The organism is Pseudomonas sp. GOM7 (genome assembly GCF_026723825.1).
Taxonomy (GTDB): Bacteria; Pseudomonadota; Gammaproteobacteria; order Pseudomonadales; family Pseudomonadaceae; genus Aquipseudomonas.
In genome coordinates this window covers 3262347-3284723 of sequence record NZ_CP113519.1, presented here as the reverse complement: position 1 = coordinate 3284723, position 22377 = coordinate 3262347, and the positions used below count along the sequence as shown (strand labels likewise).

Here is a 22377-nt window from a genome sequence, read left to right as displayed (position 1 = left end):
GCCCTCACGTTAGACGGTGCATGGCTGCTTGTGCAAGGTCGTCGCGCTGGCTGTCGAGCAGGTCCATGAAGGCGCGGGCGGCGTTCGACAGGGTGCGCTCGGTATGCAGGATGTAGCCCAGTTGCCGGCTTAGCTGAATGCCGGGGATGGGCAGGCGGGTGACCTGGTCGTCAAGCATGGTGCGCGGCAGCACGCTCCAGGCCAGGCCGATGGAGACCATCATCTTGATGGTTTCCAGGTAGTTGGTGCTCATGGCGATATTGGGGGTCAGGCCTTGGGCCTCGAACAGGCGCTGGACGATGTGATGGGTAAAGGTGTTGCCGCCGGGAAATACCGCCGGGTGCTGGGCCACGTCGGCCAGGCTGATCACCTGGCTGCGCGCCAGCGGGTGCTCTGGCGCGGCGACGAAGTCCAGTGGGTCGTCCCATACGGCGACGGCACGGATCGGCTCGCGGGTTTCCGGGGCGAGGGTGATCACCGCCAGTTCGGCACGGCCATGCAGCACTTCTTCATACGCCACCTCCGAGTCAAGGAACTGGATGTCCAGTGCCACCTGCGGGTGGGCGCGGGTGAAGGCGCGCAGCAGGGCGGGCAGGCGATGCAGGCCGATGTGGTGACTGGTGGCCAGGGTGAGGCGGCCGCTGACCTCACCGGACAGGTTGGTCAATGCGCGACGCGTATCGTCCAGCACGTTGAGTATCTGGTAGGCGCGTGGCAACAGGGCGCGGCCGGCCTGGGTCAGGCCGATCTCGCGGCCCAGGCGGTCGAACAGGCGCACGCCCAGTTGCTGTTCCAGGCCGGCGATGCGCTTGCTCACGGCTGGTTGTGTCAGATGCAGGCGCTCGCCGGCTTCGGAGAAACTGCCGGTTTCGGCGATGGCGATGAAGGCGTTGAGGTTGGCCAGATCCATAGAAGCAGCTCCAAGCGGCAAGCTGCAAGGCACAAGCTGGGCCGCTCGGTCTTTGCTTCCGGCTTGTAGCTTGACGCTTGCAGCTTGAAATGGATTCCTTTCTGGAATCCTCTGGATGAAAAATATGAATTTGAGTTATTCGTCTCGTGATCATAGCATTTCACCCCATAAGCCGCAGGGCCATTTCGCCCGGGTATAGAAAGACGCTGATGAGGTATAGGCTGATGGCCGGCAAGACGCTCTACGACAAGCTCTGGGAAATGCACGAAGTGAAACGTCGCGACGACGGTTCCTCGTTGATCTACATCGATCGTCACATCCTCCACGAAGTGACCTCGCCGCAGGCTTTCGAGGGGCTGCGCCTGGCTGGGCGCAAGCCGTGGCGCATCGACGCCAACATCGCCACGCCGGATCACAACGTGCCGACCACCAAGGCCGAGCGCCAGGGCGGCCTCGAAGCCATTGCCGACGAGGTCTCGCGCATCCAGGTACAGACCCTGGACGAGAACTGCGATGACTTCGGCATCCTCGAATTCAAGATGAACGACGTGCGCCAGGGCATCGTTCACGTGGTCGGCCCGGAGCAGGGCGCCACCTTGCCCGGCATGACCGTGGTCTGCGGCGACTCGCACACCTCCACCCACGGCGCTTTCGGCGCGCTGGCCCACGGCATCGGCACTTCCGAGGTCGAGCACGTGCTTGCCACCCAGTGCCTGGTGGCCAAGAAGATGAAGAACATGCAGGTGCGTGTCGAGGGCAAGCTGCCGTTCGGCGTCACCGCCAAGGACATCGTACTCGCCGTGATTGGCAAGATCGGCACCGCCGGCGGCAATGGCCATGCCCTGGAGTTCGCCGGTAGCGCCATTCGCGACCTGTCCCTGGAAGGGCGCATGACCATCTGCAACATGTCCATCGAGGCCGGTGCCCGTGTGGGCCTGGTGGCGGTGGACGAGAAGACCATCGCCTATGTCAAGGATCGCCCGTTCGCGCCCAAGGGCAGCGACTGGGACAAGGCCGTGGCGCAGTGGCAGAACCTGGTGTCCGACGCCGATGCGGTGTTCGATACCGTGGTCGAGTTGAAAGCCGAGGACATCAAGCCACAGGTTAGCTGGGGCACCTCGCCCGAGATGGTGTTGGCGGTGGATCAGAACGTGCCGGATCCGGCGCGCGAAAGCGACCCGGTGAAGAAGGACTCCATCACCCGCGCGCTCAAGTACATGGGCCTGACCGCCAATCAGCCGATCACCGCTATCCAGCTCGATCGCGTGTTCATCGGCTCCTGCACCAACTCACGCATCGAAGACCTGCGCGCCGCCGCCGAGGTGGCCAAGGGGCGCAAGGTGGCCGCTACCGTCAAGCAGGCGCTGGTGGTGCCGGGTTCCGGCCTGGTCAAGGCGCAGGCCGAAGCCGAGGGGCTGGACAAGATCTTCATCGAGGCCGGCTTCGAGTGGCGTGAGCCAGGCTGCTCCATGTGCCTGGCGATGAACCCGGACAAACTGGGCAGCGGTGAGCATTGCGCCTCCACCTCCAACCGCAACTTCGAGGGGCGTCAGGGCGCCGGTGGTCGTACCCACCTGGTGAGTCCGGCCATGGCGGCTGCGGCTGCGGTGACCGGTCGCTTCATCGACGTGCGCGAATTGATCCAGGCCTGAGGAGAGTTTTGATGAAAGCCTTCACCCAACACACCGGCCTGGTCTGCCCGCTCGATCGCGCCAACGTCGACACCGACCAGATCATTCCCAAGCAATTCCTCAAGTCGATCAAGCGCACCGGTTTCGGCCCCAACCTGTTCGACGAGTGGCGCTACCTGGATGTCGGTCAGCCGAACCAGGACAACAGCAAGCGCCCGATCAACCCGGATTTCGTGCTCAACTTCCCGCGTTATCAGGGGGCCAGCGTGCTGCTGGCCCGTGAGAACTTCGGCTGCGGCTCCTCGCGCGAGCACGCGCCCTGGGCGCTGGACGAGTACGGTTTCCGCACCGTGATCGCGCCGAGCTTCGCCGACATCTTCTACAACAACAGCTTCAAGAACGGTCTGCTGCCGATCATCCTCAAGGATGAAGAGGTGGACGCGCTGTTCGAGCAGGCCGAGGCCACCGAGGGTTATCAGTTGACCATCGATCTGGCGGCGCAGACCGTCACTCGCCCCGATGGCGTGCAGTACGCCTTCGAGGTCGACGCCTTCCGCAAGCACTGCCTGCTCAACGGTCTGGACGACATCGGCCTGACCCTGCAGGATCAGGAGGCGATCAAGGCCTTCGAGGCCAAACACCAGCAGAACAGCCCCTGGTTGTTCGGCGCGATCAAATGACAGGAGCTGCAAGCCGCACGCTTCAAGCTGCAAGTAAAAGCGGCTTGTGCTTGTGGCTGGCAGCTTGAAGCTATTTCCGAAGGAAAAAAGATGAGCAAGCAGATTCTGGTTCTCCCTGGCGACGGTATCGGCCCGGAAATCATGGCCGAGGCGGTCAAGGTATTGAACCTGGCCAACGACAAGTACGCCCTGGGTTTCGAGCTGAGCTTCGATGACCTGGGCGGCGCGGCCATCGACCGTTATGGCGTGCCGCTGGCCGACGAGACCTTGGCGCGCGCCAAGGCCGCCGATGCCGTGCTGCTCGGCGCCGTTGGTGGGCCCAAGTGGGACGCCATCGACCCGGCCATCCGCCCGGAGCGCGGCCTGCTGAAGATCCGTTCGCAACTGGGCCTGTTCGGCAACCTGCGTCCGGCCATCCTCTACCCGCAACTGGCCGAGGCCTCCAGCCTCAAGCCGGAAGTGGTCGCCGGCCTGGACATCCTTATCGTCCGTGAGCTGACCGGCGGCATCTACTTCGGCCAGCCGCGCGAGAGCAAGGTGCTGGAAAACGGCGAGCGCATGGCTTACGACACGCTGCCGTACAGTGAGAGTGAAATTCGCCGTATCGCCAAGGTCGGTTTCGACATGGCCATGGTGCGCAACAAGAAGCTGTGCTCGGTGGACAAGGCCAACGTCCTGGCCTCCAGCCAGCTGTGGCGCGCCGTAGTCGAGGAAGTGGCCAGGGATTACCCGGACGTCGAATTGAGCCACATGTACGTCGACAACGCCGCCATGCAACTGGTGCGTGCCCCCAAGCAATTCGACGTGATGGTCACCGACAACATGTTTGGTGACATTTTGTCCGACGAGGCTTCGATGCTCACCGGTTCCATCGGCATGCTGCCGTCGGCATCCCTGGATGCCAACAACAAGGGCATGTACGAGCCGTGCCATGGCTCTGCGCCGGACATCGCTGGGCAGGGCATCGCCAACCCGCTGGCCACCATTCTCTCGGTGTCCATGATGCTACGTTACAGCTTCGGCCAGGTGACCGCTGCCGACGCCATCGAAAAAGCGGTGAGCCTGGTGCTGGATCAGGGCCTGCGTACTGGCGACATCTGGTCTGAAGGCAAGACCAAGGTCGGTACTGCTGCCATGGGTGATGCAGTAGTCGAAGCGCTGCGTAGTCTGTAATCTTCTCGGCCCCGCCGGGGTGGTTCCGGCGGGCTGTTCATATAGGTGTAGTCGTTATGAAACGTGTAGGTCTGATCGGTTGGCGTGGCATGGTCGGTTCCGTGCTCATGCAGCGCATGCTGGAAGAGCGGGACTTCGACCTGATCGAGCCGGTGTTCTTCACCACCTCCAATGTCGGTGGCCAGGGCCCCGCCATTGGCAAGGACATTGCCCCGCTGAAGGACGCCTACAGCATCGACGACCTGAAAGGCTTGGACGTGATCCTGACCTGCCAGGGCGGCGACTACACCAACGAAGTCTTCCCCAAGCTGCGCGAAGCCGGTTGGCAGGGCTACTGGATCGATGCGGCCTCGTCGCTGCGCATGGACGACAGCGCGGTGATCGTGCTCGACCCGGTCAACCGCAAGGTGATTGACCAGGCGCTGGACGCCGGCAGCAAGAACTACATCGGCGGCAATTGCACCGTCAGCCTGATGCTGATGGCCTTGGGCGGCCTCTACGAAGCCGGTCTGGTCGAGTGGATGAGCGCGATGACCTACCAGGCGGCCTCGGGTGCCGGTGCGCAGAACATGCGCGAGCTGATCAAGCAGATGGGCGCGATCAACGGTGCCGTCGCCGATGAACTGGCTGACCCGGCCAGCGCCATTCTCGATATCGACCGCAAGGTGGCCGAGGCCATGCGTGGCGAGGCCTTCCCGGTGGACAACTTTGGCGTACCGCTGGCCGGCAGCCTGATCCCCTACATCGACAAGGAACTGCCGAACGGGCAGAGCCGTGAAGAGTGGAAGGCCCAGGCCGAAACCAACAAGATCCTCGGTCGCTTCAAGAGCCCGATCCCGGTGGATGGCATCTGCGTGCGCATCGGCGCCATGCGTTGCCACAGCCAGGCACTGACCATCAAGCTGAACAAGGATGTGCCGATGGCCGACATCGAAGGCCTGATCAGCCAGCACAATCCCTGGGTCAAGCTGGTGCCGAACCATCGCGAAGATTCCATCCGCGACCTCGGCCCGACTGCCGTGACCGGCACCCTGAGCGTTCCGGTCGGGCGTCTGCGCAAGCTCAACATGGGCTCGCAGTATCTCGGTGCCTTCACCGTGGGCGACCAGTTGCTATGGGGCGCTGCCGAGCCGCTGCGACGCATGCTGCGTATCCTCCTGGAGCGTTGATTCGTCCCGGCTGTCGGTGGGCTCGCCGATAGCCGATTGCCTGGGCGCGAGGGCGCGGTTACAGTGCCGCTCCCTTCGCGTCACAGGTTTTCCTCATGAGCCAGTCACTTTCCATTGCCATCGTGGGCGCCACCGGGAACATCGGTGAAGCGCTGGTCAGTCTGCTCGAAGAGCGCGATTTTCCGGTCAAGGATCTGTATCTGCTGGCCAGTGATGAATCCGCCGGGAAAAGTCTGTCGTTTCGTGACCGCCAGGTGCGGGTCAGGGCACTCGATGCGTTCGATTTCAATGCCGCGCAACTGGTGTTCTGTGCGGCCAGTGCCGAGGTCACCCGTGAGTACCTGGAGCGGATCGTCGCGGCCAACTGCTCACTGATCGATCTGTCCGCCGCATTGCCCTTGACCCAGGCGCCCTGCCTGCTGCCCGAGGCAGGTGAGCTGTGGCTGGCGACGCAGCGGCCACCCTTCCTGCTCAGCAGCCCGACGCCGGCTGCCGTCGCTGTCGCGCTGGTGACACAGGCGCTACGCTCTCTGTTGCGGCCCCGTCGTATCGGGGTGACGGCCATGTTGTCGGCTTCCACGCTGGGCCGTGCCGGGGTGCGGGAGCTGGCACGGCAGACCGCCGAGTTGCTCAATGGCCGTTCGTTCGAGCCGCAGGGCGTGGATCGGCAGATTGCCTTCAACGTACTGGCTCAGATCGGTACGCCGGACGAGCAGGGGCATGCGCGGCTGGAGGCACGGTTGGCAGCGGAGTTGCAGCAATTGCTGGGCGATGCGCACCTGCCCATTGCCGCGACCTGTGCCCAGGTGCCGGTATTCTTCGGGGATAGCCTGGCGGTCACTCTCGAGAGTGATACTCCGGTGGACGTGGCGGCCATTACTGCTTGCCTGGCCGAGGCGCCCGGACTCGAGCTGGCAGAGGAGGGGGATTACCCCACGGTTGTGGGGGATGCGCTGGGGCAGGATGTGATCCAGGTGGGCCGTATTCGCCAGGCCGTTGCCGATCCGACTCAGCTCAATTTGTGGATTGCGTCTGATAATGTGCGAAAAGGTGCTGCTCTGAATGCCGTGCAAATAGCAGAGTTGTTGATAAAACACTATCTGTAAAAGATACTTACCTAGAAATTTGAAGAATTTTTCTAGCTTGGCAATACTGGTTTGGATGAATACCGAATGGGGAGCCGCTGATTCAGCGGATGCAGGCGGTGTTCATCTAAACCCCTCTCGTCTTCGAGAAAGAAGTTAAAACAAGGGATAACGCTATGGTTCGGGTTCGCAAACTGGTGCTGGCAATCGCAGCGGCTTCCGCCCTGTCTTCCGGTATGGCGCATGCGCTGGGGTTGGGTGAAGTGACCCTGCAATCCTCGCTGAACCAGCCTCTGGTGGCGGAAATCGAATTGTTGGAGGTGCGCGATCTGACCTCCGACGAACTCGTGCCGAAACTGGCTTCTCCTGAAGAGTTCACCAAAGCGGGTGTCGACCGCCAGTTCTTCCTCACCGACCTGAAGTTCACGCCGATACTCAAGCCGAACGGTAAGAGTGTCATTCGTGTGACATCCAGCAAGGCGGTGCGTGAACCTTATCTGAACTTCCTGGTGGAAGTGCTCTGGCCGAATGGTCGGTTGTTGCGTGAATACACCCTGTTGCTTGACCCGCCTCTGTATTCCCCGCAAACCGCCGCTGCTGCTCCGCAGGCTCCAGTCGCCGCACCTGCGCCCGCGCCACGCCCGAGTGCGGCGCCGCGAGCTCCCGTGGCAGGCAGCGCTGCGCCGCGGTCGAACACCGCGCCTGCTGCACCGTCGCGCGCCATTGCCGGCAATGAATACCGCACGGCGAAGAACGACACGCTGTGGGAAATCGCTCAGCGCGTCGAGGGTGGTAGCGTTCACCAGGCCATGCTGGCCATTCAGGATCTGAACCCGGATGCCTTCATCGGTGGCAACATCAACCGCATGAAGAGTGGCCAGGTGCTGCGTCTGCCCGACGAGCAGCAGGTTCGCAGCCGCAGTAACGCCGAAGCCATCGCTCAGGTCGCCGAGCAGAACGCCGCCTGGCGCGCAGGGCGTGACGTTGCTTCGCGCCAGCTCGACGCTACGCGCCGCACCGAAGCGGGCTCCGCTCCGGCCGTGGCCGAGCGCGGCGATAGCCTGAAACTGGTTTCGGGTGAGACTGGCAAGGCGACGCAGGGCAGCGATACCGGCTCCGCCGACAGCAAGGCCCTGGCCGACAAGCTGGCCGTGACTCAGGAGAGCCTGGATTCGACGCGACGCGAAAATGCCGAGCTGCAGAGCCGCATCGGTGATCTGCAGAGCCAGTTGGACAAGCTGCAACGCCTGATCGAGCTCAAGGACAGCCAACTGGCAAAACTGCAGGCCGAGAGCGCCCAGGCAGGCCAGACACCGGCTGCCACGCCCGAGGCGCCAGCAGCGCCGGCCGCCGAGCAGGCCCCGGCGCCTGCCGAGAATGCCGCCGCAGAAGCGCCAGCGGCAACCGAGCCAGCACCGGCCGAACCGGCTGCAGCACCGGATTACAACTACAGCGAAGAGCCTGCCGAGCCCGTGCAGGAGCCTGCTGTCGAAACGCCGCCAGCGGCCAGCGAGGCGCCAGCCGCAGAACCGGCCAAGCCTGCGCAGCCGGCGGCTCCAGCCGTGGAGCAGCCCAGCTTTGTCGATGAGCTGCTGGGCAATCCAATGACCCTGGGGCTGGCCGGCGGCGGTGCGTTGTTGCTGCTGCTGGTCGGTCTGATGGCCCTGTCGCGGCGCAATGCCATGAAGGAGTCGGAGCAGCATGAGGCGCAGGCCGAGGCGCTCGCTCAGGACAGCGCCTTCGCCGAAGAGCTGGACATGCCGGAAGACAGCTTCGCCGGTCTCGACGATGAGCCGGCCAAGGCGGCTGCAGAGGATCGTGTGACCGCGCAAACCGGCGACGTGCTGGGCGAGGCCGACATCTATATTGCCTACGGTCGCTTCAATCAGGCCGCCGAGCTGCTGCACAACGCCATCAACGACGAGCCGCATCGTACTGATCTGCGCTTGAAGCTGATGGAGGTCTATGCCGAACTGGGTGACCGCGAAGGCTTCGCCCGCCAGGACAACGAACTGCGGGAAATCGGTGGCGCCACTGCCGAAGCCGAGCAGCTCAAGAGCAAGTATCCGGCCATGGCCGCATTCGTCGGTGCTGGCGTTGCCGCTGGTGCGGCAGCGGATGATCTGGATTTCAGCCTCGATGACATTGGCCTGGCTGATGGCGGCAATGAAACCGCTACCGCGACGGATGACCTGGACGACGCCTTCGACCTGAGCCTGGATGACCTGGAGAGCGATCTGGGGCGTGACGTGCAGGCCAGCGCGCAGCCGGCCGAGCCGAGCCCGGCGCTGGATGAGGATCTGGATTTCGGTCTGCTCGACGAGCAGCCGGCCAGCAAGGCCGTGGATGACCTGGATTTCGACCTGTCGCTCGATGACGGGCCTGCCGAGAGCAAGCCGCTGGCCGACGAGCTGGCTGACTTCAGCCTCGATCTGGACGAGCCTGCTGCTCCCGCTACAAGTGACGAGGCGGATGATTTCCTGGCGAGCCTGGATGAGCAGCCTGCCGCACCCGAAGAGCTCGATCCGCTGGCCGATCTGAGTCTGGATCTGCCCGAGGAAAACCCGGCTGACGAAGTGAATCTGCCGTCCGATTTCGACCTGTCGCTGGCCGACGACGAGCCGGCCAAGCCCGCCGATGTCGGCAGCTTCGCCGCGCAACTCGACGAGGTCAGTGCCGAGCTGGAACAGCTTTCCGCCGAGAACGAAGCGGCCAGCGAGCCGGCCGATACCTTCGATCTGCCGGCCAGCGATGGCCTGAGCGAGGGTCTCGAAGGCGACGATGATTTCGACTTCCTCGCCGGCACCGACGAGACCGCGACCAAGCTGGATCTGGCCCGTGCCTATATCGACATGGGTGATGCCGAAGGTGCGCGCGACATTCTCGATGAAGTGGTTGCCGAGGGTAGCGAAGCCCAGCAACAGGAAGCCCGCGAGATGATTGCCAAGCTGGTTTGAGATCCATGTCCGATGCAGTACCTGTAGCGGCCGCCGAAATGGCGGCCGCTGGCTTTTCCCGAATCGCCCTGGGTGTCGAGTACAAGGGCGCCCGTTATCGCGGCTTCCAGCGTCAGAGTGGCAAGGTCGCTTCCATTCAGGGTTGCCTGGAGTCGGCGCTGTCGAAAGTGGCGGGGGGCGCGCCAGTGAACATCATTTGCGCCGGTCGCACCGATGCTTCGGTGCATGCCAGTGGCCAGGTGGTGCACTTCGATACCGCTGTCGAGCGCCCGCTGCATGCCTGGATCATGGGCGCCAACATGAACCTGCCCAAGGACATCAGCGTGACCTGGGCCAAGGTCATGCCGGCGCATTTCCATGCTCGTTTCAGTGCCATGGCGCGGCGTTATCGCTATGTCATCTACAACGATCCGATCCGCCCCGCGCACATGGCCGAGGAAGTCACCTGGAATCACCGCCCGCTGGATTTGCAGCGCATGCGCCAGGCGGCCGAGGCTCTGGTCGGCACCCATGATTTCAGCGCCTTCCGCGCCAGTCAGTGCCAGGCCAAGTCGCCGATCAAGACCATCCATCATCTGGCGCTGATCGAGCATGGTCGCTTCATCGTGCTGGATATCCGTGCCAACGCCTTCCTTCATCACATGGTGCGCAACATCGCCGGTGTGCTGATGACCATTGGCGCTGGCGAGCGCCCCGTGGAGTGGGCGCGCGAGGTGCTGGAGCGGGGCGAGCGGCGCAGTGGCGGCGTCACCGCCCATCCTCACGGTCTCTATCTGGTCGAGGTCGAATACCCCGAGAAGTTCGAGCTGCCGTCGCGCTACCTGGGGCCACACTTTCTTTCCGGCCTGGTGGATGTGCGGCAGAGCTAGGCCTTTGCTAACATCCTGCGTCCGACAGCCAACAGGTATGAAGCCAATGCGCGTGCGCAGCAAGATTTGCGGCATTACCCGCGTGGAGGATGCGCTGGCCGCCGTGGAGGCCGGGGCGGATGCCATTGGCCTGGTGTTCTACGCCAAGAGCCCGCGTGCGGTCAGTGTCGAGCAGGCGCAGGCCATCGTTGCCGCCTTGCCGCCTTTTGTCACCAGCGTGGGGCTGTTCGTCGACATGCCGCGTGAGGAGTTGCAGGCGGTGCTGGCGCAGGTGCCGCTCGACCTGCTGCAGTTCCATGGCGAGGAGTCGCCGGCTGACTGCGAAGGCCATGGCCGCCCCTACATCAAGGCCCTGCGCGTGCGTTCCGGCGGGGACGTTGCAGCCCTGCTGGCGCCCTATGCCGGTGCGCGCGGCATCCTTCTGGATACCTTCGTCGAAGGTGTGCCCGGTGGCACGGGGGCGGCGTTCGACTGGTCGCTGGTACCGTGCGAGGCCGGCAAGCCGATCATTCTTGCCGGCGGGCTGACGGCGGACAACGTTGCGCAGGCCATTGCCCAGGTTCGCCCTTACGCCGTTGATGTCAGTGGTGGGGTGGAGGCGGCAAAAGGCATAAAGGATGCAGGCAAGATTCACGCATTCCTGCAGGCGGTCGCGTCAGCCTGATGTGACGGCGGCGCGCCTGGTGCCGTCCACTAAGCTGTCGTGCCGCCTGAACGCGGCGCAAACGAATTGCTGGAGGCGGGTAGCTGTGTGGCCGCCCGCTCCGACCATCGGTTATGGAGAGATAACAGCATGAGCAACTGGTTGGTAGACAAACTCATCCCCTCGATCATGCGTTCCGAGGTGAAGAAGAGTTCCGTGCCCGAGGGGCTCTGGCACAAGTGCCCGTCCTGTGAGGCCGTGCTCTATCGCCCCGAGCTGGAAAAGACCCTGGATGTCTGCCCCAAGTGCAACCACCACATGCGTATCGGCGCGCGTCGTCGCCTCGATCTGTTCCTCGATGCCGATGGCCGCGAGGAAATCGGTGCCGATCTGGAGCCGGTCGATCGTCTGAAGTTCCGTGACAGCAAGAAGTACAAGGATCGCCTGGCCGCCGCGCAGAAGCAGACCGGCGAGAAGGATGCGCTGATCTCCATGAGCGGCACCCTCGAAGGCATGCCGATCGCGGTCTGCGCCTTCGAGTTCTCCTTCATGGGCGGCTCCATGGGCGCCATCGTCGGCGAGCGTTTCGTCCAGGCCGCCAACGTCGCTCTGGAAAAGCGTTGCCCGCTGGTGTGCTTCTCCGCTTCCGGTGGTGCGCGCATGCAGGAGGCGCTGATCTCGCTGATGCAGATGGCCAAGACCTCGGCGGCCCTGGCGCGCCTGCGCGAGGAAGGCCTGCCGTTCATCTCCGTGCTGACTGACCCGGTCTACGGCGGCGTTTCCGCCAGCCTGGCCATGCTCGGTGACGTGATCGTCGCTGAGCCGAAAGCGCTGATCGGCTTCGCCGGCCCGCGGGTGATCGAGCAGACCGTGCGCGAGAAGCTGCCGGAAGGCTTCCAGCGCAGCGAGTTCCTCCTTGAGCACGGCGCCATCGACATGATCATTTCGCGTGACGAACTGCGCCCACGCCTGGCGCGCCTGCTCGCGCAACTGATGAATCGTCCGTCCCCTGTGGCCCTGCCGGCCACGGCATGACATGACCGAACGCAGCCTGGGCGAATGGCTCGCCTACCTCGAGCAACTGCACCCCTCGGCCATCGATATGGGCCTGGAGCGCTCGCGCGAGGTGGCGCGGCGCCTGGGCTTGGGCCAGCCGGCGCCACGGGTGATCACCGTCACCGGTACCAATGGCAAGGGTTCCACCTGCGCCTTCATCGCCAGCCTGCTGCGCGAGCAGGGGCAGCGCGTCGGGGTCTATAGCTCGCCGCACCTGCTGCGCTACAACGAGCGCGTGCTGATCGAGGGCCGCGAGGCCAGCGACGACGAGCTGTGCCAGGCCTTCGCTGCCGTCGAGGCGGCGCGTGGCGAGATTTCCCTGACCTATTTCGAGGTGGGCACCCTGGCGGCCTTCTGGCTGTTCGAGCGCGCGGCGCTGGATGCCGTGGTGCTCGAGGTCGGCCTGGGCGGACGTCTGGATGCGGTGAATCTGGTGGATGCCGACCTGGCGCTGATCACCAGTATCGGTCTCGACCATGCCGACTGGCTGGGCGACAGCCGCGAGTCGGTGGCCTTCGAGAAGGCCGGCATCATGCGCGCTGGCAAGCCGGCGCTCTGTGGTGATCTGGATCCACCGCAGCCGCTGATCGATGCCGTGGTGCGCCTGGATACGCCGTTCTTCCTGCGTGGGCGCGATTACGGGCTGAGTGTCGGCGAGACGGGCTGGGACTGGTTCGGTCTGGATGAGCAGGGCCGTGTCCTGCGCCTGAATGATCTGCCTCTGCTCGACCTGCCCATGGAGAACGCTGCCCTGGCCGTGCAGGCCTATGCCTTGCTCGGCCTGGCCTGGGATCAGGCAGCCATTACCCGTGCCTTGCTCGCCACCCGAGTGGTGGGGCGCCTGGATCGGCGTGCGCTGACCTGGCAGGGCAAGCACCTGACCCTGCTCCTGGATGTCGGGCACAACCCGCATGCCGCCGACTACCTGGCGCAGCGACTAGAAGCCCGTCCGCCGGTGGGGCGGCGCCTGGCCGTGTTCGGCCTGTTGGCCGACAAGGATCTGCCCGGAGTCGTGGCCCCCTTGCAAGGCCTGGTTGCGAGCTGGGCTGTGGCACCTCTGGCCACGCCGCGTTCGCGGCCTGCGGCGGAACTGGCCGAGCAGTTGCGCATGCGCGGTGCCCAGGTCAGCCAGCATGGCAGCGTCGCTGAGGCCTTGGTGGCGCAATGCCAACTGGCTGCTGAGGGGGACGAGATTCTCCTCTTTGGTTCATTCTTCTGCGTGGCCGAAGCGCTGCAATGGTTGGCCGAGCACGGCTGACAGGCTGGCGCTGCACGGCGTCGGGATGGCAGTATCGCAGCTTGTGGCTTTTCAACCGTGGAGTAGGGCATGGCTTTGTTGGAAAAGGGGCTCAAGCAGCGCATGGTCGGCGCATTGGTGCTGGTGGCGTTGGCGGTCATCTTTCTGCCGATGCTGCTGTCGCGCGAAGACGAGATGCGCCGTGTGGTGGTGGATGCACCGCAGATGCCGCAGACCCCCGACACGCCTGAGATCGTGGTCGAACCGGCCGAAGTGGTCGAGCCCGAGGTGCTGCCGCAAGAGCCGGTGCCGGTCGATCCGCAGGCGCCTTTGACGGCTGAGACCGAGGCGCCAGCTCCTGCGCCGCAGCCCGAGCAGAAGCCTGCGCCCAGCAGCCAGGCGAGCCAACCTGCCCCGGCAGCCGAACCGGCCGTGGCAGCAGCGGCCAAGCCGGAAAGCCACCTGGATGCCAGCAGCCTGCCGATCAGTTGGTCGGTGCAACTGGCCAGCCTGTCCAGTCGTTCGGGGGCTGAAACCCTGCAGAAAACCCTGCGCAGCCAGGGCTACAACGCCTATATCCGCACCTTCGATGGCATGAACCGGGTGTTCGTCGGCCCACTGATCGAGCGCGCCGAGGCCGAGCGCTTGCGTGACCAGCTCAAGCGTCAGCACAAGCTCAACGGTTTCGTCGTGCGCTTCCAGCCGGAAGCGGGTTAAGGCTCGGGTGCGGCGCCCGGTTACTCCGCGCGCCGTGCTCTGTTAGAATGCCGGCCTTTTCCGCTGGCAGATTGCACCGTGGCATTTACCTGGGTCGATTGGGCGATCATCGCCGTCATCGCCATCTCGAGCTTGATCAGTCTCAAGCGTGGCTTCGTCAAGGAAGCCTTGTCGCTGCTCACCTGGATCATCGCGGGCGTGGTTGCCTGGATGTTCGGTGGCGCGCTGTCCCAGCATCTCGTCGAATACATCGAAACGCCTTCTGCCCGGGTCATCGCCGCTTGTGCCATTCTGTTCGTCGCCACGCTGCTGGTCGGGGCGCTGGTGAATTTCCTCATTGGCGAGTTGATTCGTGTCACCGGGTTGTCCGGGACCGATCGCTTTCTGGGCATGGTCTTCGGTGCGGCACGCGGCGGCTTGCTGGTGGTGTTGCTGGTGGGGCTGATCAGCCTGGCGCCGGTGGAGCAGGATACCTGGTGGCAACAGTCGCAACTGGTGCCGCATTTTCTGATGGTCGCAGACTGGTCGAAGAATCTGATTCTGGGCTGGTCCGGCCAGTGGATTAATGGTGCAGCGGCTCACCCAGCCGCCGCGCTTTGAAAAGAGTGGCCTACGCGGATAACCGCTGCGCTGGTCGCTGAATTAGCCTGAACTACATAGCAGGGGTCGTGGCACATGTGTGGCATCGTCGGTATCGTCGGCAAGTCGAACGTCAATCAGGCGCTGTATGACGCGCTAACCGTCCTTCAGCATCGCGGCCAGGACGCTGCCGGCATCGTGACCAGCCATGAAGGCCGGCTGTTCCTGCGCAAGGACAATGGCCTGGTGCGCGACGTGTTCCAGCAGCGCCACATGCAGCGCCTGGTCGGGCACATGGGTATCGGCCACGTGCGTTACCCCACCGCCGGCAGCTCCAGCTCGGCCGAGGCGCAGCCGTTCTACGTCAACTCGCCCTATGGCATCACCCTGGCGCACAACGGCAACCTGACCAACGTCGAGCAGTTGGCCAAGGAGATCTACGAGTCCGATCTGCGTCACGTCAACACCAACTCCGACTCGGAAGTGCTGCTCAACGTGTTTGCCCACGAGCTGGCCCAGCGCGGCAAGCTGCAACCCACCGAGGAAGACGTGTTCGCCGCCGTCAGCCATGTGCACGAGCGCTGCGTGGGTGGCTACGCGGTGGTGGCGATGATCACCGGCTACGGCATCGTCGGCTTCCGTGATCCCAACGGCATTCGCCCCATCGTCTTCGGCCAGCGTCACACCGACGAGGGCGTGGAGTACATGATCGCCTCCGAAAGCGTGTCGCTGGACGTGCTCGGCTTCACCCTGATCCGCGACCTGGCGCCGGGCGAAGCGGTGTACATCACTGAGGAAGGCCAGCTCTTCACCCGCCAGTGCGCGACCAATCCCAAGTACGCCCCGTGCATCTTCGAGCATGTCTATCTGGCGCGCCCGGACTCGATCATGGATGGCATCTCGGTGTACAAGGCGCGCCTGCGCATGGGCGAGAAGCTGGCCGACAAGATCCTCCGCGAGCGTCCGGATCACGATATCGACGTGGTCATTCCGATCCCCGATACCAGCCGCACTGCAGCGCTGGAGCTGGCCAACCACCTGGGCGTGAAGTTCCGCGAAGGCTTCGTCAAGAACCGTTATATCGGCCGCACCTTCATCATGCCCGGCCAGGCAGCGCGCAAGAAATCCGTGCGGCAGAAGCTCAACGCCATCGAATTGGAATTCCGCGGCAAGAACGTGATGCTGGTGGACGACTCCATCGTGCGCGGAACCACCTGCAAGCAGATCATTCAGATGGCCCGCGAGGCCGGGGCGAAGAACGTCTACTTCTGCTCGGCGGCGCCGGCGGTGCGCTACCCGAACGTCTATGGCATCGACATGCCCAGTGCCCACGAACTGATCGCCCATGGCCGCACTACCGAACAGGTGTGCGAGCTGATCGGTGCCGACTGGCTGGTCTACCAGGACCTGTCCGACCTGATCGAGGCGGTCAGTGGCAGCAAGAAGATCAAGATCGACAACTTCGACTGCGCGGTCTTCGATGGCAAGTACGTGACCGGCGATGTCGATGCGGCGTATCTGGATCGCATCGAGCAGGCGCGCAACGATGCCAGCAAGGCCAAATCGCAGGCGGTCAGTGCGATCATCGATCTGCATAACAACTGACGGGCTTCAGGCATGGCCCGGATGCAATCCGGGGCCATCGCAGATTGAATTTCCCGGATTGCATCCGGGCTACTTGCGTGAGGTAGCGATATGACACTGGAATGGGAAGCCGGTCGGCTCGACAGCGATCTGGATGGCGCAGGCTTCGATACCCTGGCGGTGCGTGCCGGCCAGCGCCGTTCGCCGGAAGGCGAGCACGGCGAGGCACTGTTCCTCACCTCCAGCTACGTGTTCCGCACGGCGGCCGATGCTGCTTCGCGTTTCGCTGGCGAGGTGCCGGGCAACGTTTATTCGCGTTATACCAACCCTACGGTGCGCACCTTCGAGGAGCGCATCGCCGCCCTGGAGGGCGCCGAACAGGCGGTGGCCACGGCTTCCGGCATGTCGGCCATCCTCGCCATCGTCATGAGCCTGTGCAGCGGCGGCGACCACGTGCTGGTGTCGCGCAGCGTGTTCGGCTCCACCATCAGCCTGTTCGAGAAGTACCTCAAGCGCTTCGGTGTCGAGGTGGATTACGTGCCGCTGGCCGATCTCGACGCCTGGAAGGAAGCGTTCAAGCCCAACACCCGGCTGTTGTTCGTCGAGTCGCCCTCCAACCCGCTGGCCGAGCTGGTGGATATCGCCGCGCTGGCCGACATCGCCCATGCCCGTGGTGCGCTGCTGGCGGTGGACAACTGCTTCTGCACGCCGGCGCTGCAGCAGCCGTTGAAGCTGGGCGCCGATATCGTCATGCATTCGGCCACCAAGTACATCGACGGTCAGGGCCGTGGCCTGGGGGGCGTGGTTGCAGGGCGCCGCGAGCAGATGAAGGAGGTGGTCGGCTTTCTGCGTACCGCCGGCCCGACCCTGAGCCCGTTCAACGCCTGGCTGTTCCTCAAGGGGCTGGAGACCCTGCGCATCCGCATGCAGGCGCAGAGCGACAGCGCCCTGCAACTGGCGCTGTGGCTGGAACAACAGCCGCAGGTGGAGCGGGTGTATTACGCCGGGCTGCCCAGCCATCCGCAGCACGAGCTGGCGAAGCGGCAGCAGAGTGCCTTCGGTGCGGTGGTCAGCTTCGAGGTCAAGGGCGGGCGTGACGCCGCCTGGAAGGTGATCGACGCCACCCGCGTCATTTCCATCACCACCAACCTCGGCGACACCAAGACCACCATCGCCCATCCGGCCACCACCTCACACGGGCGTCTGACCCCGCAGGAGCGTGCCAATGCCGGTATCCGCGACAGCCTGATCCGCGTCGCGGTCGGCCTGGAAGACCTGGGTGATCTGAAGGCCGATCTGGCACGCGGCCTGGCCGCGCTCTGAGCATGTTCGAGTGGGGCAGTGAGGCCGCGTCCAATACCGGGCGAGTCGTGCTGGTGACCGGCGCGGCTCGCGGTATCGGCCTGGGCATCGCCGCCTGGCTGATCTGCGAAGGCTGGCAGGTGGTGCTGACGGACGTCGACCGCGAACGCGGCTCCAAGGTGGCACGAGCGCTGGGTGCCAATGCCTGGTTCGTGGCCATGGACGTGGCCAAGGAAGATCAGGTCAGTGTCGGCGTCGCCGAAGTGCTTGGCCAGTTCGGTCGCCTCGATGCGCTGGTGTGCAACGCCGCCATCGCCGACCCGCATACGCCGCCGCTGGAATCGCTCGACCTCAGGCGCTGGAACCGCATACTGGCGGTGAACCTCACCGGCGCCATGCTGCTGGCCAAGCACTGTGCGCCATATTTGCGTGGTCATCGCGGCGCCATCGTCAATATTGCCTCGACCCGCGCCAGCCAGTCCGAGGCCAACTGCGAGGCCTATGCCGCGAGCAAGGGTGGCCTGCTGGCGCTGACCCATGCGCTGGCCATCAGCCTGGGGCCGGAGGTGCGAGTCAATTGCGTCAGCCCGGGCTGGATCGATGCCCGTGACCCCGTACAGCAACGGCGCGAGCCGCTCTCGGTGTTCGACCATGCGCAGCATCCGGTCGGCCGTGTCGGCACCGTGGAGGATATTGCAGCGCAAGTGGCCTGGCTGCTCTCCGATGATGCCGGTTTCGTCACCGGGCAGGAGTTCGTCATCGACGGCGGCATGAGCCGCAAGATGATTTACCAGGAGTAGCAGCGGCAAGCTGCAAGCGACAAGCTTCGAGTAAAAGCAATGAAAAAGCCCGACTCTTTCGAGTCGGGCTTTTCGTTGCGATGGCCGGATTACATGTTGGGGTAGTTCGGCCCGCCGGTGCCTTCCGGTGCCACCCAGGTGATGTTCTGCGCCGGATCCTTGATGTCGCAGGTCTTGCAGTGCACGCAGTTCTGCGCGTTGATCTGGAACTTCTTCTCGCCGTCTTCCTGCGTCACTACCTCGTACACGCCGGCCGGGCAGTAGCGCTGCGCCGGTTCGTCGTACAGCGGCAGGTTCTTCGCCAGCGGAATGCTCGGGTCGGCGAGCTTGAGGTGGCAGGGCTGCTCTTCTTCATGGTTGGTGTTGGAGAGGAACACCGAACTCAGCTTGTCGAAGCTCAGTTTGCCGTCCGGCTTGGGATAGTCGATCTTGGCGCACTCGGCTGCCGGCTTGAGGCAGGCATAGTCCGGCTTGTTGTCGTGCAGGGTGAAGGGCGCCTTGCCGCCGAAGACGTTCTGATCCAGCCAGTTGATGCCGCCGCCGATCAGGGTGCCGTACTTGTGGATGGCCGCGCCGAAGTTACGGCTGCGGAACAGTTCGTCGTACAGCCAGCTGGCCTTGAAGCCGTCGACGTAGTTGGTCAGCTCGTCGCCGCCCTCACGGCCTGCGGCCAGGGCTTCGGCGATGGCATCGGCAGCCAGCATGCCCGACTTCATCGCGGTATGGCTGCCCTTGATCTTGGCGAAGTTCAGGGTGCCGAGGTCGCAGCCGATCAGCGCGCCACCGGGGAAGACCATCTTCGGCAGCGAGTTCAGGCCGCCCTTGCAGATGGCGCGGGCACCGTAGGCGACACGCTTGCCACCTTCCAGATACTGCTTGACCACCGGGTGGTGCTTATAGCGCTGGAACTCGTCGAAAGGCGACAGGTGAGGGTTGGCGTAGGACAGGTCGACGATCAGTCCGACCACTACCTGGTTGTTCTCCAGGTGATAGAGGAAGGAACCGCCGGTGTTTTCCTTGCCCATGATGTCCAGCGGCCAGCCGGCGGTATGCACCACCAGGCCCTGCTGGTGCTTGGCCGGGTCGATGTCCCAGATTTCCTTGATGCCGATGCCGTAGTGCTGGGCGTCGGCTTCGCTGTCGAGTTTGTACTTCTTGATCAGTTGCTTGCCGATATGGCCACGGCAGCCCTCGGCGAACAGGGTGTACTTGGCGCGCAGTTCCATGCCCGGGGTGTAGTAGCCTTCCTTCGGGTTGCCTTCGCGGTCGACGCCCAGGTCGCCGGTGACGATGCCACGCACCACGCCGTTGTCGTCGATCAGCGCTTCCTGAGCGGCGAAGCCGGGGTAGATTTCCACGCCCAGGTTCTCGGCCTGCTGGGCCAGCCAGCGGCACAGATTGCCGAGGGAGATGATATAGTTGCCCTCGTTGTGCATGGTCTTGGGCACGAAGAAGCCGGGCAGCTTGACGGCGCTCTCGGCGTCCTTGAGCAGGTAGATGTCGTCACCCTTGACCGGGGTGTTGAGTGGGGCGCCCAGTTCTTTCCAGTCAGGGAACAGTTCGTTCAAAGCGCGAGGCTCGAAGACCGCGCCGGAGAGGATGTGAGCGCCGACTTCGGAGCCTTTCTCGACCACGCAGACGCTGATCTCCTGGCCCGCTTCAGCGGCTTTCTGTTTCAGTCGGCAGGCGGCGGAAAGGCCAGACGGGCCGGCGCCGACGATGACGACGTCGAACTCCATAAATTCGCGTTCCACAGGCTATCTCCTACTCAAGGCTCTTCGATGTTTTATATTGGAGGGCGCAACTCGTCTCCCTGAGTGCTGCGGCATTATATCTACACCCTCCCAGCGGGCCAATACAAACGTTTGTTTGAATTTTCTGTAGGCCTGCTAGAATCCTACTACATCGCGGATGACCGGCCAGTTCGCTGTATTGACCGAGTCAGGTCGCGGGGTCAAGATACGGGCGGTTTTGCGCTCGCCGTCTGGGCTGAAGGCTGATTCTGGCCGATCTGCATCACTGGCCAGGCTCGCCTTGGCGACATTCTTATTCACCGGAGAGTAACGAGGAATCCATGAAGGTTCTTGTAGCTGTCAAACGAGTGGTCGACTACAACGTCAAGGTCCGCGTCAAGGCGGACAACAGCGGCGTCGACCTCGCCAACGTCAAGATGTCCATGAACCCCTTCTGCGAAATCGCCGTGGAAGAAGCCGTACGCCTGAAGGAGAAGGGCGTGGCGAGCGAGATCGTCGTCGTCTCCATCGGCCCGACCACCGCTCAGGAACAACTGCGTACCGCCCTGGCACTCGGCGCCGACCGTGCCATCCTGGTCGAGTCCAGCGACGAGCTGAACTCCCTGGCCGTGGCCAAGCTGCTCAAGGCCGTGGTCGACAAGGAGCAACCGAAGCTGGTGATTCTCGGCAAGCAGGCCATCGACAGTGACAACAACCAGACCGGCCAGATGCTGGCCGCGCTGAGCGGCTACGCCCAGGGCACCTTCGCCTCCAAGGTGGAAGTCGCCGGCGACAAGGTCAACGTCACCCGCGAGATCGATGGCGGTCTGCAGACCGTGGCCCTCAACCTGCCGGCCATCGTCACCACCGACCTGCGCCTGAACGAGCCGCGCTACGCGTCGCTGCCGAACATCATGAAGGCCAAGAAGAAGCCGCTGGAAACCGTTACCCCGGACGCTCTGGGCGTTTCCACCGCGTCCACCGTCAAGACCCTGAAAGTCGAAGCGCCGGCTGCCCGCAGCGCCGGCATCAAGGTCAAGTCCGTGGCTGAACTGGTCGAGAAACTGAAGAACGAGGCGAAGGTAATCTAAATGGCTATTCTGGTTATCGCTGAACACAGCAACGCCGCTCTGGCGCCCGCCACCCTCAACGTCGTCACTGCCGCGCAGAAGATCGGTGGCGATATCCACGTGCTGGTTGCCGGCAGCAACGCTTCTGCCGCAGCCGAAGCCGCTGCCAAGGTTGCTGGCGTGGCCAAGGTACTGCTGGCTGACGACGCCGCCTACGCGCATCAACTGCCGGAGAACGTCGCGCCGCTGATCGCCGAGCTGGGCAAGAACTACAGCCACATCCTGGCTGCTGCCACCACCAACGGCAAGAACTACCTGCCGCGCGTGGCCGCGCAACTGGACGTTGACCAGATCTCCGAGATCATCGCCGTCGAGAGCGCCGACACCTTCAAGCGTCCGATCTACGCCGGTAACGCCATCGCCACTGTGCAGTCCTCGGCTGCCGTCAAGGTGATCACCGTGCGTACCACCGGTTTCGACGCCGCCGCTGCCGAAGGTGGCTCCGCTGCCGTCGAAGCGGTATCCGGTCCGGCCGATGCCGGCAAGTCCGCCTTCGTCGGTGAAGAGCTGGCCAAGTCCGACCGTCCGGAGCTGACCGCTGCCAAGATCGTCGTCTCCGGCGGCCGTGGCATGGGCAATGGCGACAACTTCAAGCACCTCTACGCCCTGGCCGACAAGCTCGGCGCTGCCGTCGGTGCTTCCCGTGCCGCCGTGGACGCCGGCTTCGTACCGAACGACATGCAGGTCGGCCAGACCGGCAAGATCGTCGCGCCGCAGCTATACATCGCCGTCGGCATCTCTGGTGCCATCCAGCACCTGGCCGGTATGAAGGACTCGAAGGTGATCGTGGCGATCAACAAGGACGAAGAAGCGCCGATCTTCCAGGTGGCTGACTACGGTCTGGTGGCCGATCTGTTCGAGGCCGTACCGGAGCTGGAAAAGCTGGTTTAAGCTGGCTTTCCTGCTACGAGAGAAACCCGCTCCCATGAGCGGGTTTTCTTTTTGGTTTTTTGTGGATTTTCGGTTGATACCGGACTGGCAAGTTTGTGTGTTGGATTGCTGGTGTTCTAAACGCCGCTTCGGTGTGTTCAGAAACTCCTTGTTTCGCCCCCTCGGGCGACTCACTTTTCTTTGAAATGCGCAAAGAAAAGTAAGCAAAAGAAACGCACCCCCGCCATCCGG

At 63.8% G+C, this 22377-nt stretch carries 19 protein-coding genes; 17 read left to right on the top strand and 2 right to left on the bottom strand.

What is annotated here, in order from left to right:
- Positions 1-4: 4 nt before the first annotated feature.
- Positions 5-910 (bottom strand): LysR family transcriptional regulator, encoded by a 906-nt coding sequence (locus OU800_RS14370; protein ID WP_268177976.1) that lies wholly within the window; start codon positions 908-910, stop codon positions 5-7.
- Between the two features lie 224 nt (positions 911-1134).
- On the opposite strand from OU800_RS14370, the gene leuC reads away from it, so the two are divergent.
- The 15 genes from leuC to OU800_RS14295 all read left to right on the top strand — a co-directional run bounded on the left by leuC (position 1135) and on the right by OU800_RS14295 (position 18392).
- Positions 1135-2562 (top strand): 3-isopropylmalate dehydratase large subunit, encoded by a 1428-nt coding sequence (gene leuC, locus OU800_RS14365; protein WP_268184329.1) that lies wholly within the window; start codon positions 1135-1137, stop codon positions 2560-2562.
- Positions 2563-2573: 11 nt separating this feature from the next.
- Entirely contained in the window at positions 2574-3221 is a 648-nt protein-coding gene (leuD, locus tag OU800_RS14360; protein WP_268177975.1) for a 3-isopropylmalate dehydratase small subunit, read from the top strand.
- Between the two features lie 90 nt (positions 3222-3311).
- On the top strand, positions 3312-4394 hold the full coding sequence (leuB, locus tag OU800_RS14355) for a 3-isopropylmalate dehydrogenase (protein ID WP_268177972.1): 1083 nt from the start codon (positions 3312-3314) through the stop codon (positions 4392-4394).
- A gap of 56 nt (positions 4395-4450) precedes the next feature.
- Entirely contained in the window at positions 4451-5563 is a 1113-nt protein-coding gene (asd, locus tag OU800_RS14350; RefSeq protein ID WP_268177971.1) for an aspartate-semialdehyde dehydrogenase, read from the top strand.
- 95 nt (positions 5564-5658) lie between these two features.
- On the top strand, positions 5659-6669 hold the full coding sequence (locus tag OU800_RS14345; protein ID WP_268177970.1) for an aspartate-semialdehyde dehydrogenase: 1011 nt from the start codon (positions 5659-5661) through the stop codon (positions 6667-6669).
- A gap of 155 nt (positions 6670-6824) precedes the next feature.
- The gene (locus tag OU800_RS14340; RefSeq protein ID WP_268177969.1) at positions 6825-9605 is read left to right on the top strand and encodes a FimV/HubP family polar landmark protein; all 2781 of its coding nucleotides are present in this window, start codon (positions 6825-6827) and stop codon (positions 9603-9605) included.
- A gap of 5 nt (positions 9606-9610) precedes the next feature.
- Positions 9611-10474 (top strand): tRNA pseudouridine(38-40) synthase TruA, encoded by an 864-nt coding sequence (gene truA / locus OU800_RS14335; protein ID WP_268177968.1) that lies wholly within the window; start codon positions 9611-9613, stop codon positions 10472-10474.
- Between the two features lie 46 nt (positions 10475-10520).
- On the top strand, positions 10521-11138 hold the full coding sequence (locus OU800_RS14330) for a phosphoribosylanthranilate isomerase (protein WP_268177967.1): 618 nt from the start codon (positions 10521-10523) through the stop codon (positions 11136-11138).
- A gap of 129 nt (positions 11139-11267) precedes the next feature.
- Complete coding sequence (accD, locus tag OU800_RS14325) at positions 11268-12152, top strand: acetyl-CoA carboxylase, carboxyltransferase subunit beta (protein ID WP_268177966.1); 885 nt, start codon at positions 11268-11270, stop codon at positions 12150-12152.
- A 1-nt stretch (position 12153) separates the two neighbouring features.
- A complete protein-coding gene (folC, locus tag OU800_RS14320; RefSeq protein WP_268177964.1) occupies positions 12154-13431 on the top strand; it encodes a bifunctional tetrahydrofolate synthase/dihydrofolate synthase in 1278 nt (425 codons plus the stop codon).
- A 69-nt stretch (positions 13432-13500) separates the two neighbouring features.
- The gene (locus tag OU800_RS14315; RefSeq protein WP_268177963.1) at positions 13501-14127 is read left to right on the top strand and encodes an SPOR domain-containing protein; all 627 of its coding nucleotides are present in this window, start codon (positions 13501-13503) and stop codon (positions 14125-14127) included.
- Between the two features lie 78 nt (positions 14128-14205).
- Positions 14206-14727, top strand: coding sequence for a CvpA family protein (locus OU800_RS14310; RefSeq protein WP_268177962.1), 522 nt, complete (start codon positions 14206-14208; stop codon positions 14725-14727).
- Positions 14728-14802: 75 nt separating this feature from the next.
- Positions 14803-16311, top strand: coding sequence for an amidophosphoribosyltransferase (purF, locus tag OU800_RS14305; protein ID WP_268177961.1), 1509 nt, complete (start codon positions 14803-14805; stop codon positions 16309-16311).
- A 90-nt stretch (positions 16312-16401) separates the two neighbouring features.
- Entirely contained in the window at positions 16402-17613 is a 1212-nt protein-coding gene (locus tag OU800_RS14300) for an O-succinylhomoserine sulfhydrylase (protein WP_268177960.1), read from the top strand.
- Between the two features lie 2 nt (positions 17614-17615).
- On the top strand, positions 17616-18392 hold the full coding sequence (locus OU800_RS14295) for an SDR family oxidoreductase (RefSeq protein ID WP_268177959.1): 777 nt from the start codon (positions 17616-17618) through the stop codon (positions 18390-18392).
- Between the two features lie 89 nt (positions 18393-18481).
- Here OU800_RS14295 and OU800_RS14290 read toward each other — a convergent pair whose 3' ends face one another.
- Positions 18482-20146, bottom strand: coding sequence for an electron transfer flavoprotein-ubiquinone oxidoreductase (locus OU800_RS14290; protein WP_268177958.1), 1665 nt, complete (start codon positions 20144-20146; stop codon positions 18482-18484).
- A 320-nt stretch (positions 20147-20466) separates the two neighbouring features.
- On the opposite strand from OU800_RS14290, the gene OU800_RS14285 reads away from it, so the two are divergent.
- On the top strand, positions 20467-21216 hold the full coding sequence (locus OU800_RS14285; protein ID WP_268177957.1) for an electron transfer flavoprotein subunit beta/FixA family protein: 750 nt from the start codon (positions 20467-20469) through the stop codon (positions 21214-21216).
- Entirely contained in the window at positions 21217-22146 is a 930-nt protein-coding gene (locus OU800_RS14280) for an electron transfer flavoprotein subunit alpha/FixB family protein (RefSeq protein ID WP_268177956.1), read from the top strand.
- The last annotated feature ends 231 nt before the right edge of the window (positions 22147-22377 follow it).